At 69.4% G+C, this 14,861-nt stretch carries 14 protein-coding genes; 8 read left to right on the top strand and 6 right to left on the bottom strand.

Annotated features, from left to right (window positions below):
- Positions 1-18: 18 nt before the first annotated feature.
- A complete protein-coding gene (locus tag ACSQ4M_RS30265; protein WP_436193072.1) occupies positions 19-1,926 on the top strand; it encodes a PhoX family protein in 1,908 nt (635 codons plus the stop codon).
- Between the two features lie 12 nt (positions 1,927-1,938).
- On the opposite strand, the gene parC is transcribed toward ACSQ4M_RS30265, so the two are convergent.
- The 3 genes from parC to ACSQ4M_RS30280 all read right to left on the bottom strand — a co-directional run bounded on the left by parC (position 1,939) and on the right by ACSQ4M_RS30280 (position 7,187).
- Complete coding sequence (gene parC / locus ACSQ4M_RS30270) at positions 1,939-4,338, bottom strand: DNA topoisomerase IV subunit A (protein ID WP_436193073.1); 2,400 nt, start codon at positions 4,336-4,338, stop codon at positions 1,939-1,941.
- Between the two features lie 69 nt (positions 4,339-4,407).
- A complete protein-coding gene (locus ACSQ4M_RS30275; RefSeq protein ID WP_436193074.1) occupies positions 4,408-5,208 on the bottom strand; it encodes a lytic transglycosylase domain-containing protein in 801 nt (266 codons plus the stop codon).
- The gene (locus ACSQ4M_RS30280; RefSeq protein ID WP_436193075.1) at positions 5,208-7,187 is read right to left on the bottom strand and encodes a DNA topoisomerase IV subunit B; all 1,980 of its coding nucleotides are present in this window, start codon (positions 7,185-7,187) and stop codon (positions 5,208-5,210) included. Before ACSQ4M_RS30280 ends, ACSQ4M_RS30275 begins: the two co-directional genes overlap by 1 nt.
- A 104-nt stretch (positions 7,188-7,291) precedes the next feature.
- Between ACSQ4M_RS30280 and ACSQ4M_RS30285 the strand changes: the two genes are divergently transcribed.
- The 6 genes from ACSQ4M_RS30285 to ACSQ4M_RS30310 are packed head-to-tail and all read left to right on the top strand — an operon-like array spanning position 7,292 to position 12,075.
- Positions 7,292-8,515, top strand: a complete 1,224-nt coding sequence (locus ACSQ4M_RS30285) for an MFS transporter (RefSeq protein ID WP_436193076.1) — start codon at positions 7,292-7,294, stop codon at positions 8,513-8,515.
- 2 nt (positions 8,516-8,517) lie between these two features.
- Positions 8,518-8,646: a hypothetical protein gene (locus ACSQ4M_RS30290; protein WP_436193077.1), complete on the top strand. Its 129-nt coding sequence runs from the start codon at positions 8,518-8,520 to the stop codon at positions 8,644-8,646.
- Positions 8,643-9,209: a class I SAM-dependent methyltransferase gene (locus tag ACSQ4M_RS30295; RefSeq protein ID WP_436193078.1), complete on the top strand. Its 567-nt coding sequence runs from the start codon at positions 8,643-8,645 to the stop codon at positions 9,207-9,209. Before ACSQ4M_RS30290 ends, ACSQ4M_RS30295 begins: the two co-directional genes overlap by 4 nt.
- 59 nt (positions 9,210-9,268) lie before the next feature.
- Positions 9,269-10,153 (top strand): 4-hydroxy-tetrahydrodipicolinate synthase, encoded by an 885-nt coding sequence (dapA, locus tag ACSQ4M_RS30300; protein WP_436193079.1) that lies wholly within the window; start codon positions 9,269-9,271, stop codon positions 10,151-10,153.
- 38 nt (positions 10,154-10,191) lie between these two features.
- Positions 10,192-11,283, top strand: coding sequence for an outer membrane protein assembly factor BamC (gene bamC / locus ACSQ4M_RS30305; protein ID WP_436193080.1), 1,092 nt, complete (start codon positions 10,192-10,194; stop codon positions 11,281-11,283).
- Between the two features lie 15 nt (positions 11,284-11,298).
- Entirely contained in the window at positions 11,299-12,075 is a 777-nt protein-coding gene (locus tag ACSQ4M_RS30310) for an MBL fold metallo-hydrolase (protein WP_436193081.1), read from the top strand.
- Positions 12,076-12,126: 51 nt separating this feature from the next.
- On the opposite strand, the gene ACSQ4M_RS30315 is transcribed toward ACSQ4M_RS30310, so the two are convergent.
- From ACSQ4M_RS30315 to ACSQ4M_RS30325, 3 genes are all read right to left on the bottom strand, one after another.
- Positions 12,127-12,483 (bottom strand): hypothetical protein, encoded by a 357-nt coding sequence (locus ACSQ4M_RS30315; RefSeq protein ID WP_436193082.1) that lies wholly within the window; start codon positions 12,481-12,483, stop codon positions 12,127-12,129.
- 160 nt (positions 12,484-12,643) lie between these two features.
- Positions 12,644-13,144: a hypothetical protein gene (locus ACSQ4M_RS30320; protein WP_436193083.1), complete on the bottom strand. Its 501-nt coding sequence runs from the start codon at positions 13,142-13,144 to the stop codon at positions 12,644-12,646.
- On the bottom strand, positions 13,137-14,264 hold the full coding sequence (locus tag ACSQ4M_RS30325; protein WP_436193084.1) for a JmjC domain-containing protein: 1,128 nt from the start codon (positions 14,262-14,264) through the stop codon (positions 13,137-13,139). Before ACSQ4M_RS30325 ends, ACSQ4M_RS30320 begins: the two co-directional genes overlap by 8 nt.
- A gap of 68 nt (positions 14,265-14,332) precedes the next feature.
- Here ACSQ4M_RS30325 and ACSQ4M_RS30330 point away from each other — a divergent pair, with 68 nt between their 5' ends.
- Complete coding sequence (locus tag ACSQ4M_RS30330) at positions 14,333-14,857, top strand: FKBP-type peptidyl-prolyl cis-trans isomerase (protein WP_436193085.1); 525 nt, start codon at positions 14,333-14,335, stop codon at positions 14,855-14,857.
- Positions 14,858-14,861: the final 4 nt, after the last annotated feature.

The raw sequence follows: 14,861 nt of genomic DNA on the forward strand, positions 1-14,861 counted from the left end.
ACGACACCCCAGAACACCATGCCCAAGGACTTCTCCACGATGGAGGACAGCAACCGCTGTCCCAACCCCAGCATCCACGACATCAGCCAGCCCTCGCGCCGCACCTTGCTGCGCGGCGCGGCGGCCTCGGCCTTCCTCGCGCCCCTGGCCGGCCTGGGCCTTGCGGGCTGCGCGACGACCGGCGGCGGTGCCACGGGCACGGCGCTCGGCTTCAAGAGCGTGCCGATCTCCAACGCCGACACCATCACCGTGCCCGAGGGCTACACGGCCCAGGTGATCGCGCCCTGGGGCGACCCGGTCGGCCTGTCGGGTGAGATGCCGGCCTACAAGGCCGACGCCACCAACAGCGCGACCGAGCAGGAGGCGCAGTTCGGCATGCACCACGACGGCATCCACTTCTACGCGCAAAGCGCCACGTCGGGCCTCCTGGTCATGAACCACGAGTACACCGACGACGGCCTGCTGCACGCGGGCGGCATGGCCGGCTGGACGGCCGAGAAGGTGCGCAAGGCCCAGGCCGCGCACGGTGTCAGCGTCTGCGAGATCGCGTTCAAGGAAGGCCGCTGGGATGTGGTGAAGCCCTCGCCCTGGGCCCGCCGCATCACGGCGCGCACACCGATGGCCGTGTCCGGCCCGGCCGCGGGCCATGCCTTGATGAAGACCGCGGCCGACCCGAGCGGCCGGCGCGTGCTGGGCACCTTCAACAACTGCGGCAGCGGCATCACGCCCTGGGGCACCTACCTGACCTGCGAGGAGAACTTCGTCAACTACTTCAAGGGCCCGGACCAGCCCGACGCGCACCAGGCGCGCTGGGGCCTGCGCAAGGGCGACCCCGCCGGCTACCGCTGGCACGAGCACGACGAGCGCTTCGACGCCGCCAAGCACCCCAACGAGCTGAACCGCCACGGCTGGGTGGTCGAGATCGACCCGAACAATCCGAGCAGCACCCCCGTCAAGCGCACGGCCCTGGGCCGCGCCGCGCACGAGGGCGCGACCGTGGCCGTCACGCGCGACGGCCGCGCCGTGGTCTACATGGGCGAGGATGCGCGCTTCGAGTACATCTACAAGTTCGTGAGTGCCGGCCGCATCCAGGCCGGCGGCGCGGCCGCCAACGCCGCGCTGCTGGACAGCGGCACGCTGTATGTGGCGCGCTTCGATGCCGACGGCCGTGGCCGCTGGATCGCGCTGACCCATGGCGAAGGCGCACTGACCGCGGCCAACGGCTTCGCCGACCAGGGCGAGGTGCTCATCAAGAGCCGCCAGGCCAGCGACCGCCTGGGCGCGACCAGGATGGACCGGCCCGAATGGATCGCGGTGGACAAGCAGGGCTGGGTGTACTGCACGCTGACCAACAACAGCAACCGGGGTGGCAAGGACCAGCTGGGCGTGGACGCAGCCAACCCGCGCGCCAACAACGGCATGGGCCACATCATCCGCTGGAAGGAAGACGGCGACCACGACGGCCTGGCGTTCCAGTGGAACCACTTCGTGCTGGCCGGCGACCCGTTCAACGAGCGCGCCGAGGCCAAGGGCAATGTGAAGGGCGACGCCTTCGCCTGCCCCGACGGGCTGTGGGTGGACGCGCGCGGCGTGCTGTGGATCCAGACCGACATGTCGACCTCGGCCATGGGCAAGGGCGAGCTCGCGGGCCTGGCGCACAACATGATGCTGGCGGCCGACCCGGCCACGGGCGAGATCCGCCGCTTCCTGACCGGTCCCGCCGGCTGCGAGATCACGGGCGCCACCGGCACGCCGGACGGCCGCACCATGTTCATCAACATCCAGCACCCGGGCGAAAGCCCGAGCGAGCGCAGCGACCCGGCCACGCCCACGCGCTTTTCCAACTGGCCCGACAAGGGCGGCAACCGGCCGCGCTCGGCCACCGTCGTGATCCGCCGTGTGGACGGCGGGGTAATCGGGGCCTGACCCCGCGAGGGCTTACTCGACGCGCAGGACCGTGGTCGGCTTGAAGCCCAGGTCCGTGCTCTTGCCCTTGCGCCCGCGCAATGCACGCGCGTTGTTGAGCGAGCGGATCTCCAGCTGCTCCTCGCGCGCCTTGCCGCCGCGGCCGATGCCTTCGATGCGGATGCTGCGCGTGTAGGCGACGGCGCCGGCCAATGCGTCCTTGGGCTCCAGGTCCATCAGCATGAGGCCGCGGCCGCCCTTCTCCATGGCCTTGAGTTCGGCGATCTCGAAGGTCAGGATGCGGCCGCCGGTCGATGCGCAGGCCACGTGCGTGGCCGGTGCGAGCGTGAGGCCCTGGGCCACGCCCGCGGCGTGCGATGGCCGGCACAGCGTCTCGCCCTCGCCCACGCTGACGAAGCTCTTGCCGCCGCGCTGGCGCGACAGCATGCTCTCCACGCTCGCCAGGAAGCCGTAGCCGCCCGAACTCGACAGCAGCAGCTGGGCGCTGGCCGGGCCGGCGAAGAAGTGCGCGAGCTGCGTGCCGCTTTCGAGTTCGATCAGCGAGCTGCACGGCGTGCCGTCGCCGCGCGCGCCCGGCAGCGCCGACACCGCCACGGTGTAGATGCGGCCGTTGCTGCCAAACACCAGCAGGTGGTCCACGCTGCGGCACTCGAACGCGCCGTACAAGGTGTCGCCGGACTTGAAGCTGTATTCGGCAGGGGTGGCGCGGTCCTTGGCCCAGCCCTTTTGCGCACGCACCCAGCCCTTTTGCGAGACGACCACGGTGACGGGCTCGTCGACCACACGCACCTCGGCCACGGCACGCTTCTCGGCCTGGATCAGCGTGCGGCGCGCATCGGCGAAGGTCTTGGCGTCGGCCTCGATCTCCTTGACCATGAGGCGGCGCAGCGAGGCCGGGTTGGCCAGGATGTCCTCCAGCCGGCCCTGCTCCTCGCGCAGTTCCTTGAGCTCCTGCTCGATCTTGATGGCTTCCAGCCGCGCCAGCTGGCGCAGCCGGATCTCGAGGATGTCCTCGGCCTGGCGGTCGCTCAGGTTGAAGCGCGCGATCAGCGCGGCCTTCGGATCGTCCGACTGGCGGATGATGGCGATGACCTCGTCGATGTTGAGCAGCACCAGCTGCCGGCCTTCGAGGATGTGGATGCGGTCCAGCACCTTGTCGAGCCGGAACTGGGAGCGGCGCTGCACCGTGGTCTGGCGGAACGCGATCCACTCCTCCAGCAGCTGGCGCAGCGACTTCTGCACCGGCCGGCCGTCCAGGCCCACGCCGGTCAGGTTGATCGGGGCGCTGGTTTCCAGGCTCGTGTGGGCCAGCAGCGCACCGATGAGTTCGGGCTGGGCGATGCGGCTGGTCTTGGGCTCGAACACCAGGCGCACGGCGGCGTCCTTGCTGGACTCGTCGCGCACCACGTCCAGCACGGCCAGCATGCTGGCCTTGAGCTGCTGCTGCTCCTGGCTCAGCGTCTTCTTGCCGGCCTTGACCTGCGGGTTGGTCAGCGCCTCGATCTCTTCCAGCACGCGCTGGTTGCTGACGCCGGGCGGCAGTTCGGTCACCACCAGTTGCCACTGGCCGCGCGCGAGCTCCTCGATCTTCCAGCGCGCGCGCACCTTGAGCGAGCCGCGGCCCGTGCGGTAGGCGTCCGCGATGTCGCTGGCTGCGCTGATGATCTGGCCACCGCCCGCGTAGTCGGGGCCGGGCAGGATCTGCAGCAGCTCCTCGTCGCTGAGCTTGGGCGTCTTGATCAGCGCCACGCAGGCGTCGGCCACCTCGCGCAGGTTGTGGCTCGGGATCTCGGTGGCCAGGCCGACCGCGATGCCGCTCGCGCCATTGAGCAGCGTGAACGGCAAGCGCGCCGGCAGCTGGCGCGGCTCCTCGGTCGAGCCGTCGTAGTTGGGCACGAAGTCGACCGTGCCTTCGTCGATCTCGTCGAGCAGAAGCCGCGTGATACGGGCCAGCCGCGCCTCGGTGTAGCGCATGGCCGCCGCGCCGTCGCCGTCGCGGCTGCCGAAGTTGCCCTGGCCGTCGATGAGCGGATAGCGCTGGCTGAAGTCCTGCGCCATGCGCACCAGTGCGTCGTAGGCGGCCTGGTCGCCGTGCGGGTGGAAGCGGCCCAGCACGTCGCCGACCACGCGTGCGCTCTTGACGGGCTTGGCGCCGACCGTGCCGTTGGCACCGCTGAAACCCAGGCCCATGCGCGACATGGAATACAAGATGCGGCGCTGCACCGGCTTCTGGCCGTCGCAGACGTCGGGCAGCGCGCGGCCCTTGACCACGCTCATCGCGTATTCGAGGTAGGCGCGCTGGGCGTAGCGGCCCAGGTCGAGCGCGTCGTCGCCCTCGCCGTCGGCGGGGCCGTCCGCACCGGGGCCCTGCGGGGGCAGGTTGGAATCGTCCAGGATCGAAGAATCAGTCATGTTGCGAAGAGAAAGGCGTGCGGCAGACCGGCTGCCGACGAAGTCGCCGGCGCGGGCCGGCTCAGGACATCAGGGCTGTTGCGCGAGCTGCGTGGCGGCGTCGCCCACGGGGGCGCGGCCGCGCAGTTCCATGCGCACGCGGTGTTGCGGCACCTGCAGCCGGCGGCTTTCCGGCGGCGGCTTGAGCCCTTGGTACAGCCGCGTGACGGTGCGCACGTAGTCCTGCGTTTCCTTGTAGTTCGGGATCCGGTTGCCGGCCTTCTGCACGGCGCCTTCGCCGGCGTTGTAGGAGGCCAGCGCCAGGTCGAGCTGGCCCGGAAACAGGTCGAGCAGGAAGCGCAGGTAGCGCGTGCCGATGCCGATGTTGGTCTTGGGGTCGGTGAGCTTGGTCTCGATCGGCGCCTTGGCATCGCCCACCAGGCCGTAGCGCTCGGCCGTGGCCGGCATGATCTGCATCAGACCCACCGCGCCCTTGGGCGAGACGGCGCCGCGGTCGAAGCCCGACTCGGCCACGATGAGCGCCTGCAGCAGTTCGATCTCGATGCCATGCTTGGCCGCGGCAGCGCGCAGGTGCGGCAGGACCTGCTTGTAGGTCGGCGAGACCTCGAAGAAGTTCTGCAGCTTGAGCGGGAGCGCGGGGCGCTCCTCCGCTGGCGGGTTGAAGGCACCGATGCCGCTCTTGGTGTCGAAACTGTCGTCACCCTTGTAGAACAGCGCGTAGCGCTCGTCGACCTGGTTGCTCGCGAAATGGGCCACGCCACGCGCATCGATGAAACCCCAGACATCCGCGTGCGACAGGGCCGGCCACAGCGTCGCCGCCACGGTCAGGGTCGCCAGCAGTGCCTTCCAGTTCCGTCGTGCGCGTGCCATCAGATGTCCACCTCGACTGCGTCGCCATGCAATTCCATCAGTTCGCGACGGGATGCGGCTTCGCCCTTGCCCATGAGCTTGGTGATCAGCTGTTCGGTGCCCGTGAAGTCCACGGCCCCGAGCTGCACCGGCAGCAGGCGCCGCGTGTCGGGGTTGAGCGTGGTGTCCCACAGCTGCTCCGCACTCATCTCGCCCAGGCCCTTGAACCGGCTGATGGTCCAGCTGCCCTCGCGAACGCCCTCCTTGCGCAGTTTATCGAGGATGGCGGTCAGTTCGCCAGCGTCCAGCGCGTAGGTCTTGGACGCGGGCTTCTTGCCGCGCGCCGGTGCGTCCACGCGGAACAGCGGCGGGCGTGCGACGAACACGTGGCCGGCCTCGATGAGCTTGGGGAAGTGACGGAAGAACAGCGTCAGCAGCAGCACCTGGATGTGCGAGCCGTCCACGTCGGCATCGGCCAGGATGCAGATCTTGCCGTAGCGCAGCCCCGACATGTCTGGGCTGTCGTTCGGGCCGTGCGGATCGACACCGACCGCGACCGAGATGTCGTGGATCTCGGTGTTGGCGAACAGCCGGTCGCGCTCCACTTCCCAGGTGTTGAGCACCTTGCCGCGCAGCGGCAGCACGGCCTGGCATTCCTTGTCGCGGCCCATCTTGGCGCTGCCGCCGGCCGAGTCGCCCTCGACCAGGAAGACCTCGTTGTGCGAGGTGTCGCGGCTTTCGCAGTCGGTCAGCTTGCCGGGCAGCACGGCCACGCCCGAGCCCTTGCGCTTCTCGACCTTCTGGCCGGCGCGCTGGCGCGTCTGCGCGGCGCGGATGGCCAGCTCGGCCAATTTCTTGCCGTAGTCCACATGCTGGTTCAACCAGAGTTCGAGCGCTGGGCGCACGAAGCTGGCCACCAGGCGCACGGCGTCGCGCGAGTTCAGCCGCTCCTTGATCTGGCCCTGGAACTGCGGATCCAGCACCTTGGCCGACAGCACGTAGCTGGCGCGCGCGAACACGTCCTCGGGCAGCAGCTTGACGCCCTTGGGCAGCAGCGAATGCAGCTCGATGAAGCTCTTGACGGCCGTGAACAGGCCTTCGCGCAGGCCGGCCTCGTGCGTGCCGCCAGCGCTGGTGGGGATCAGGTTGACGTAGCTCTCGCGCACCACCTGGCCTTCTTCGGTGAAGGCCACCGACCACTGCGCGCCCTCGCCTTCGGCGAAGGTCTCGTTGCTGTCGGCATAGCCCTCGCCCTCGAACAGCGGGATCACCGGGTCGGCGTTGAGCGTCTGCGAGAGGTAGTCGGTCAGGCCGCCCTTGTACTGCCAGGTCTGGCTGTCTCGGGTTTTCTCGACCGTCAGCGAGACCGTGACGCCGGGCATCAGCACGGCCTTGCTGCGCAGCAGGTGGGCCAGCTCGTTCATCGGCAGGGCTTCGCTGTCGAAGTACTTGGCGTCGGGCCACACGCGCACCGAGGTGCCGGTGCGGCGGTCGCCCTCGCCGGCCTTGCGCACGACCAGCGCCTCTGTCACGTCGCCGTCGGCGAACACCAGGCGGGCCACCTGGCCCTCGCGGTGGCTCGTGACTTCCAGGCGTTTGGCCAGTGCGTTGGTGACGGACACGCCGACACCGTGCAGGCCACCGGAGAAGCTGTAGGCGCCGCCCTTGCCCTTGTCGAACTTGCCGCCCGCGTGCAGGCGCGTGAAGACGAGTTCGATCACGGGTGCGTTCTCTTCGGGGTGCATGCCGAAGGGGATGCCTCGGCCGTCGTCGTCGATGCCGACGGAGCCGTCGGCGAACAGCGTCACGCGGATGCGCTTGCCGTGGCCGGCCAGGGCCTCGTCGGCCGCGTTGTCCAGCACTTCCTGGACCACGTGCAGCGGGTTGTCGGTGCGCGTGTACATGCCGGGCCGCTGCTTGACGGGCTCCAGGCCTTTGAGAACTCGGATGGAGGCTTCGCCGTACTGCGGCTGTGCCTTAGCGGAGGGTTGGGTTGCCATGGCGCGGGATTGTAGGGTCGTCCAACGACATCACTGGATGCAAATACAGAGAAGAGCACCTGGGCGACGGCAAGGGTCACGCAAAAACACTACAGTGCGCGCCCATGACAAGTACAACGAAGACCAGCCTCCCGCTGGCCCGCATCCTGATCTGCGGCGGCCTGATCGTGACGCTGTCCATGGGCATCCGCCACGGTTTCGGCCTGTGGCTGCAACCCATCACGCAGGCCAACGGCTGGACGCGCGAGGCCTTCGCGCTGGCCATCGCGGTGCAGAACATCTCCTGGGGCATCGCCGGCATCTTCGCCGGCATGGCGGCCGACCGCTTCGGTGCCTTCCGCGTGCTGCTGGTCTGCGCACTGCTCTACGCGCTGGGCCTGGTCGGCATGGCGCACGCCACGACGCCCTTGACGTTCTCGCTGTCCACCGGCGTGCTGCTGGGCATGGCCCAGGCCGGCACCACCTACGCCGTGATCTTCGGCGTGATCGGGCGCAACGTCTCGGCCGAGCGGCGTTCCTGGGCCATGGGCATCGCGGCCGCGGCTGGCTCGTTCGGGCAGTTCCTGATGGTGCCGGTCGAAGGCTTTTTGATCGCGCGCTTCGGCTGGCAGGAGGCGCTGGTGATCCTGGGTGCGGCCGCGCTGCTGATCGTGCCATTGGCCTTCGCGCTGCGCGAGCCGGGTTTCGCGGGCACGGCGCCGGTCAAGCGCGAGCAGACCATCGGCCAGGCGCTCACCGAGGCCTTCAAGTACCCGAGCTTCCAGCTGCTCATGGCCGGCTACTTCGTCTGCGGCTTCCAGGTCGTCTTCATCGGCGTGCACCTGCCCAGCTACCTCAAGGACCACGGCCTGTCGCCGCAGGTGGCCAGCTACGCGCTGGCGCTGGTGGGCCTGTTCAACGTGTTCGGAACCTATATCGCCGGCACCCTGGGCCAACGCATGCCCAAGAAGAACATCCTGTCCTTCATCTACTTCGCGCGCGCCGTGGTCATCACGGTGTTCATCCTGGCGCCGCTCTCGCCCACGAGCGTCTACCTGTTCGCCGCCACCATGGGCGTGCTGTGGCTGTCCACGGTGCCGCCGACCACGGCCGCCGTGGCCTCGATCTTCGGCATCCAGCATTTGTCCATGCTGGGCGGCTTCGTGTTCTTCTCGCACCAGATCGGCTCCTTCCTGGGCGTCTGGCTGGGCGGCTACCTGTACGACCGCACGGGCAGCTACGACGTGGTGTGGATGATCACGATCGCGCTGGGCGTGTTCGCCGGGCTCGTGAACCTGCCGGTCAAGGAAGCGGCGATCCAACGCGGCGCGGCGCTGAAGGCGACATGAGCATGGCGCATCTCCTTGCCCGGACCGCGGCCTGGTTGATCGCGCTGGCCGCCCTGGCCTGCGTGTTCGCGATGTACCTGCAGCCCGAGTTCATGGTGGGGCTCGCCAACCAAGTCTGGGCCTGCTTTTGAGCGCCGTCACGCCGCCCGCCCCGCTCCACCCGCCGTCGGCCTGGGTGCAACGCTGGGCGCACCTCATCCGGCCCGGCGGCCGGGTTCTGGACCTGGCCTGCGGCCAGGGCCGCCATGCCTACTGGCTGCACGCGCAAGGGTTCGCCGTCACGGCGGTGGACCGCTCGCCCGAGGCCCTGGCCAGCCTGGCGCCGCTGGCCGCTGCCGGGGCCGAAGTGCTGAAGGCCGAACTTGAAGACGGCCCCTGGCCGCTGGCGGGCCTCCAGTTCGACGCCGTGGTCGTCACCAACTACCTCTGGCGCCCGCGCCTGACCGAGGTGGTGGCCGCAGTCGGCCCCGGCGGCGTGCTGGTCTACGAGACCTTCGCATCGGGCAACGAGACGGTGGGCCGGCCAGCACGGCCCGAGTTCCTGCTGCGCCCGGGTGAGCTGCTGCAGGCCACCACCGGCCTGCGCGTCGTGGCCTACGAAGACGGCTTCCTGCACGACCATCCGCGCTTCGTGCAGCGCATCGCAGCGGTGCGCGAGCAGCCGGCGGAACTCCCGGCGCGGCACCGGCTCTGACCCCTTCCCAGCCGGACCGGCTGGGTAGAATGCGCGTTTTTCCGATTCAGACCGCGGACATGACCCCCATCACCGGCAGCATCGTCGCCCTCGTCACTCCCATGCTGGAAGACGGCAGCGTGGACTACCCGACGCTGCGCAAGCTGATCGACTGGCACATCGCCGAAGGCACGGACTGCATCGGCGTGGTCGGCACGACGGGCGAATCGCCGACGGTCAATGTCGAAGAGCACTGCGAGATCATCCGCGTCTCGGTCGAGCAGGCCAAGGGCCGCGTGCCCATCATGGCCGGCTGCGGGGCCAATTCCACCTCGGAAGCCATCGAGCTGGCCCGCTTCGCCAAGAAGGTCGGCGCCGACTGCCAGCTGCAGGTCGTGCCCTACTACAACAAGCCGACGCAGGAAGGCCAGTACCAGCACTTCAAGGCCATCGCCGAAGCCGTCGGCGACCTGCCCACCGTGCTGTACAACGTGCCCGGCCGCACCGTGGCCGATATGGCGCACGACACCGTGCTGCGCCTGGCCCAGGTGCCCGGCATCGTCGGCATCAAGGAAGCCACCGGCAACATCGAACGCGCCCAATGGCTGATCCGCGACGTGCCCAAGGGCTTCGCCGTCTACTCGGGCGACGACCCGACCGCCGTGGCGCTGATGCTGTGCGGCGGCCAGGGCAACGTGAGTGTGACGGCCAACATCGCGCCGCGCCTCATGCACGAACTCTGCGTGGCCGCCATCGCCGGCGACGCGCGCGGCGCCATGGAAATCCAGCGCAAGCTGCTGCCCGTGCACAAGCACCTCTTCGTCGAGGCCAACCCCATCCCGCTCAAGTGGGCCATGGCCCGCATGGGCCTGTGCGGCGGCACCATGCGCCTGCCCATGACGCCCCTCGCCCAGAACAACGAAGCCGTCGTCGAAGCGGCATTGCGCGCCAGCGGCCTGCTCTGAGCCGCCGACGCCCCGGTCTTTCTACAGGAATCCCGTCCGTGAAATTTCCCGCTCGACTGGCGCTGCTCGCGCTGTCCCTGGCGCTTGGCGCCTGCTCGGTGCTCGAAGGCAGCAAGATCGATTACAAGAGCGCCGGCAAGGCGCCCACGCTGGAGGTGCCGCCGGATCTCACGCAGCTGAGCCGCGACAGCCGCTATGTCGTGCCCGGCAGCACCGTTTCCGCCAATGCCTACCAGACCACGCAGCCGCAGCAGCAGGCCGGCGTGCCCATTGCAGCCAGCCAGATCGGCGACGTGCGCATCGAGCGCGACGGCAACACGCGCTGGCTGGTGCTGGACCGGGCCCCCGACGAGAAGCTCTGGGAGCAGGTACGCGACTTCTGGCAGGAGAACGGTTTCCTGCTGACGGTCGACCAGCGCAACCTGGGCATCATGGAAACCGACTGGGCCGAGAACCGCGCCAAACTGCCGCAGGACTTCATCCGCAGCACGCTGGGCAAGGTGCTGGACTCGGTCTACTCCACCGGCGAGCGCGACCGCTTCCGCACGCGCATCGAGCGCACGGCCAAGGGCTCTGAAATCTTCATCAGCCATCGCGGCATGATCGAGGTCTATCCCGACACCAATGCGCGCGACCGCACCGTCTGGCAGCCGCGCGCCGTCGACCCCGAGCTCGAGGCCGAGTTCCTGCGCCGCCTGCTGGTCAAGCTGGGCTCGCGCGACGAGCAGGTCAAGGCCGCTGCCGTGTCGGAAACCACGGTGCGTTCGACCACGCGCGTGGCCAGCGTCAACAACCAGCCCGTGGTGCAGATGGACGATGGTTTCGACCGCGCCTGGCGCCGTGTCGGTCTGGCCCTGGACCGCACCGGCTTCACCGTGGAAGACCGCGACCGCAGCCAGGGCACCTACTTCGTGCGCTACGTGGCGCCGGACCCGAACAAGGCTGAGCCCGGCTTCTTCGGCAAGCTGTTCGGTGGCGGCTCCAAGACCGAGGCGCCGCTCAAGTACCGCATCACGGTGCGCAGCCAGGGCGAGACCAGCACGGTGGCCGTGCTGGGCGCCGACGGCGGCCCGGCCAAGCAGGCCGATGCACAGAACATCGTCAAGGTCATCGCCGACGACCTGCGCTGAGGAGCCGGCGCACAGATGCTGCGCTTCAGGAACCTGGGCAGTGGCAGCACGGGCAACGCCACCGTGGTGGAAGCCCGTGACGGCGGCCGGCCCAACCGCCTGCTGATCGACTGCGGCCTGGGCCCGCGCACGCTGGCCACGCGGCTCGGCCTCGCCGGCCTGGACATGGCCGACATCGACGCGATCTTCGTCACGCACGAGCACAGCGACCACATCGGCAGCGCCTGCAAGATCGCGTTGCGCCACCGCATCCCGCTGTGGATGAGCCATGGCACCCACCAGGCCATCGGCGCGCCAGACCTGGGCGAATTGCTGCACATCGCGCGCGATGGCGATGCGGTCGGCCTTGGAGCGCTGCAGTTCCGGCCCTTCACGGTGCCGCACGATGCGCGCGAGCCCTTGCAGCTGCGCCTGTCCGACGGCGCGAACTGCCTGGGCGTGCTGACCGACCTGGGCCATGCCACGGAGCACGTGCTGGCGCAGCTGGCCGGCTGCCGCGCCATGCTGCTGGAGTGCAACCACGATCCGGAGTTGCTGGCGGCCTCGTCCTACCCTTATTTCCTCAAGCGGCGCGTGGGTGGCACGCATGGCCACCTGGCCAATCCGCTGGCCGCCGGCATCGCCACGGCGCTGGCCGCACAGGGCCTGCAGCAGATCGTGGCGGCCCACCTCAGCCGGCAGAACAACCGGCCCGAGCTGGCACTGGCCGCGCTGGCTGGCGCCGAAGGCTGCGGCAGCCTGGCCCTGGGTGTGGCCGATCCGGTCACGGGCACGGACTGGATCGAGGTCTAGAAACGAAAAAGCCACCTTGCGGTGGCTCTCTCGTACAGGCTGCGGGGCAGCTTATTGCTTGACAGCGCCCTTGGCGGCTTCGGCAGCGGCCTTGGCGGCGTCGGAAGCGGCAGCGGCAGCGTCCTTGGCGGCTTCGGTGGCGTTGCCGACGGCAGCGGCAGCGGCGTCCTTGGCAGCTTCGGTGGCAGAACCCACGGCCGAAGCGGCGGAGTCGGCTGCCGCAGAGGCGGCGCTGGCTGCGTCGGCAGCGGCGGAAGCGGCAGCTTCGGCCGGAGCGGCAGCGGGTGCGGGTGCGGGTGCCGGTGCTTCGACGGCCGGAGCGGGCGCGGGCGCCGGCTCTTCCTTCTTGCCGCAGGCGGCCAGGGCAGCAGCGGCCATCAGAGCGGCCAGAACGAGTTTCTTGTTCATTGCATGAATCCTTTGTGTTCTCTGGAAAACAGTCCTGAAGAGATGCAGTCCCGCCAGAAGAATGAGGGCCTGCAGCAAACCGAGTTGAAAGCACAAGGTCGCCTTCAGCTCAGCCCGCGATTATAGGCAGCGGGTTCTGTAAACCCCGTGCAAACCCTTGTTACAGACCCAGCACGGAGGCCGAAAAAGCCGGCGTGCTGCGCCGCAGGGACTCTGCCAACAGCTCCTGCGTCTGCACGCGGCGCGCGGCCTCGGGGCCGGCCCAGCCAACGCAATGCACGGCGTCGAGCCGGCGCAGGCTCCAGTGCGGGCTCCACAGCGCGCTCGGGAAGTCCTGCCGGTCCACGCCTTTGCAAGCGCGGCAGTTGACCAGGTGGTCCCATTGCGTGCGCCATTGCACGAAGCGGGCATGGCGCCGCCGCACCTCCTCGTAGCCGGCCGCCAGCATCACGAAGCGGCGGCCCGGCCGCGCCCAGGCCTGCAGTTCGGCGATGACGGCGCGCTCGCCGAGCGGCCAGTCGGCAAAGTCGGCATCGGCCAGGGTCAGTTCGGCCCAGCCGTCGCGCGCGGCCGCCTGCAGGCCTGCGCACAGCCATTGGTGGAACTGCGCGCGGCCCTCGAAGCGGCCCTGCGGCAGCGCCGGCGCCGCGGCGTCAGCCATGGAGCTGTGGCTGCAGCCAGCCGTCCTCGCACCACTGCGCCAGCAGTTCGCGTGCGCCATCGCTGGCACTGGCGACTTCGCGCGGCGAAAGACGGCGCAGGTCCGCCAGGCGCTGCATCAGGCGCGCATCGCGGCCAGCGGCGCGCCAGCTCTCGCCGTTCAGGAAGACATGGCCGGCGTCGTAGAGCATGCGGCTGCGCCGGTCCAGTGCGACGCCACAGCCGTCTGGCAGGTCCACTCCCTCGCCGAACCAGACCTGGGCCTTGGGCTCGCTCAAGATCTCGCCGAGCGCGCAGTCCAGCGCGGCCGGATCGTCGAGCAGCGCACGCAGGGCATCGGCCGCGAAGGCGCGCACATCGGCCGGCACGGCGGCCGGCTGCGCAGTGGCCGGCTGCCTGGGGTCGCGGTACAGCGTGGCGCCCAGGCCCTCCTCGGCCGTGTCGGCCAGGCGCTGCAGCAGTTCGCGCGCGATGCCGCCGCGGCTGGGCGCCCGGAAGCCGATGGAATAGGTCATGCACTCGCCGACGGCCACGCCGTCGTGCGCGTAGCGCGGCGGCAGGTAGAGCATGTCGCCCGGCTCCAGCACGTACTCCTCCTCGGGCTCGAACGCGGCCAGGATCTTGAGCGGCACACCCTGCTGCAGCTGGAAATCGCGCTGGCGGCCGATGCGCCAGCGGCGCTGGCCATGGGCCTGGAGCAGGAACACGTCGTAGCTGTCGAAATGCGGGCCGACGCCACCGCCGTCCGTGGCGTAGCTGACCATGAGGTCGTCCAGCCGCGCGTCGGGCACGAAGCGGAAGGCCTGCAGCAGCGCATGGATGGCATCGCTGTGCAGGTCCACGCCCTGCACCAGCAGCGACCATTGGCGCCGGCTCAGCGGCGGCAGTGCGCGCCGCGCGAACGGGCCGTGCCTGAGCGTCCAGCCCTTGGCGCCCTGCTGCACGAGGCGCGACTCCACGCCTTCCTGCCCGGCCAGCGCGAACAGCGCGTTGCGGTCGAGCGGGGCCTGGAAGCCGGGCATGGCGCCGCGCACCAGCAGGGGCTTCTTCTGCCAATGCTTGTGCATGAAGCGTTCGGGCGTGAGGCCGCCCAGCAGCGGCAAGGGTTGGGTGGTGTCCATCGGGTCCTGTGCAAAAACGCCATCGCCCCGCACGGAAGTCGGCGGGGCGAAGCTGCGACAATTCTTCCATGGAAATCATCCCCCAATGCGTCGTGGCGCTGACCTGGACCCTCAAGGACACGCTGGGCGAAGACCTAGACGTGCTGAGCGACCCCGTGGAATTCCTGGTCGGTGGCGACGATCTGCTGGCCAAGGTCGAAGAGGCCTTGCAAGGCCATGTGGCCGGCGACACGCTGCATCTGCACCTGGAGCCCGAGGACGCTTTCGGCGACTTCAACGAAGAGCTGATCTTCCTGGAGCCGCGCGCGCTGTTCCCCGATGCGCTCGAAGAAGGCATGAGCTTCGAGGGCACGAGCCTGCCCGAGGGCCTGTCGGCCGGCATCCCGCGCAACCGCATGTACACCGTGACCGAGATCTATCCCGAGCACGTGGTGCTGGACGGCAACCACCCGCTGGCCGGCATCGCGCTGCGCCTGTCGCTGACGGTCGACGCCGTGCGCGAAGCGACCGAGGACGAGATCGGCCGCGGCACGGCCGGCACGGGCTTCTTCAAGGTGCAGGTGCCGGTGGCCGGCAACGACACCCTGCACTGAGAGG

Source organism: Pseudorhodoferax sp. LjRoot39, from assembly GCF_964253035.1.
Classification (GTDB): domain Bacteria; phylum Pseudomonadota; class Gammaproteobacteria; order Burkholderiales; family Burkholderiaceae_C; genus Pseudorhodoferax.

Bases quoted from the DNA above. Each gene is read 5' to 3' on its own strand.
- ACSQ4M_RS30265 (WP_436193072.1), top strand. From the start codon at position 19: ATGCCCAAGGACTTCTCCACGATGGAGGACAGCAACCGCTGTCCCAAC.
- parC (WP_436193073.1), bottom strand. From the start codon at position 4,338: ATGACTGATTCTTCGATCCTGGACGATTCCAACCTGCCCCCGCAGGGC.
- ACSQ4M_RS30275 (WP_436193074.1), bottom strand. From the start codon at position 5,208: ATGGCACGCGCACGACGGAACTGGAAGGCACTGCTGGCGACCCTGACC.
- ACSQ4M_RS30280 (WP_436193075.1), bottom strand. From the start codon at position 7,187: ATGGCAACCCAACCCTCCGCTAAGGCACAGCCGCAGTACGGCGAAGCC.
- ACSQ4M_RS30285 (WP_436193076.1), top strand. From the start codon at position 7,292: ATGACAAGTACAACGAAGACCAGCCTCCCGCTGGCCCGCATCCTGATC.
- ACSQ4M_RS30290 (WP_436193077.1), top strand. From the start codon at position 8,518: ATGGCGCATCTCCTTGCCCGGACCGCGGCCTGGTTGATCGCGCTGGCC.
- dapA (WP_436193079.1), top strand. From the start codon at position 9,269: ATGACCCCCATCACCGGCAGCATCGTCGCCCTCGTCACTCCCATGCTG.
- ACSQ4M_RS30310 (WP_436193081.1), top strand. From the start codon at position 11,299: ATGCTGCGCTTCAGGAACCTGGGCAGTGGCAGCACGGGCAACGCCACC.
- ACSQ4M_RS30315 (WP_436193082.1), bottom strand. From the start codon at position 12,483: ATGAACAAGAAACTCGTTCTGGCCGCTCTGATGGCCGCTGCTGCCCTG.
- ACSQ4M_RS30320 (WP_436193083.1), bottom strand. From the start codon at position 13,144: ATGGCTGACGCCGCGGCGCCGGCGCTGCCGCAGGGCCGCTTCGAGGGC.
- ACSQ4M_RS30325 (WP_436193084.1), bottom strand. From the start codon at position 14,264: ATGGACACCACCCAACCCTTGCCGCTGCTGGGCGGCCTCACGCCCGAA.
- ACSQ4M_RS30330 (WP_436193085.1), top strand. From the start codon at position 14,333: ATGGAAATCATCCCCCAATGCGTCGTGGCGCTGACCTGGACCCTCAAG.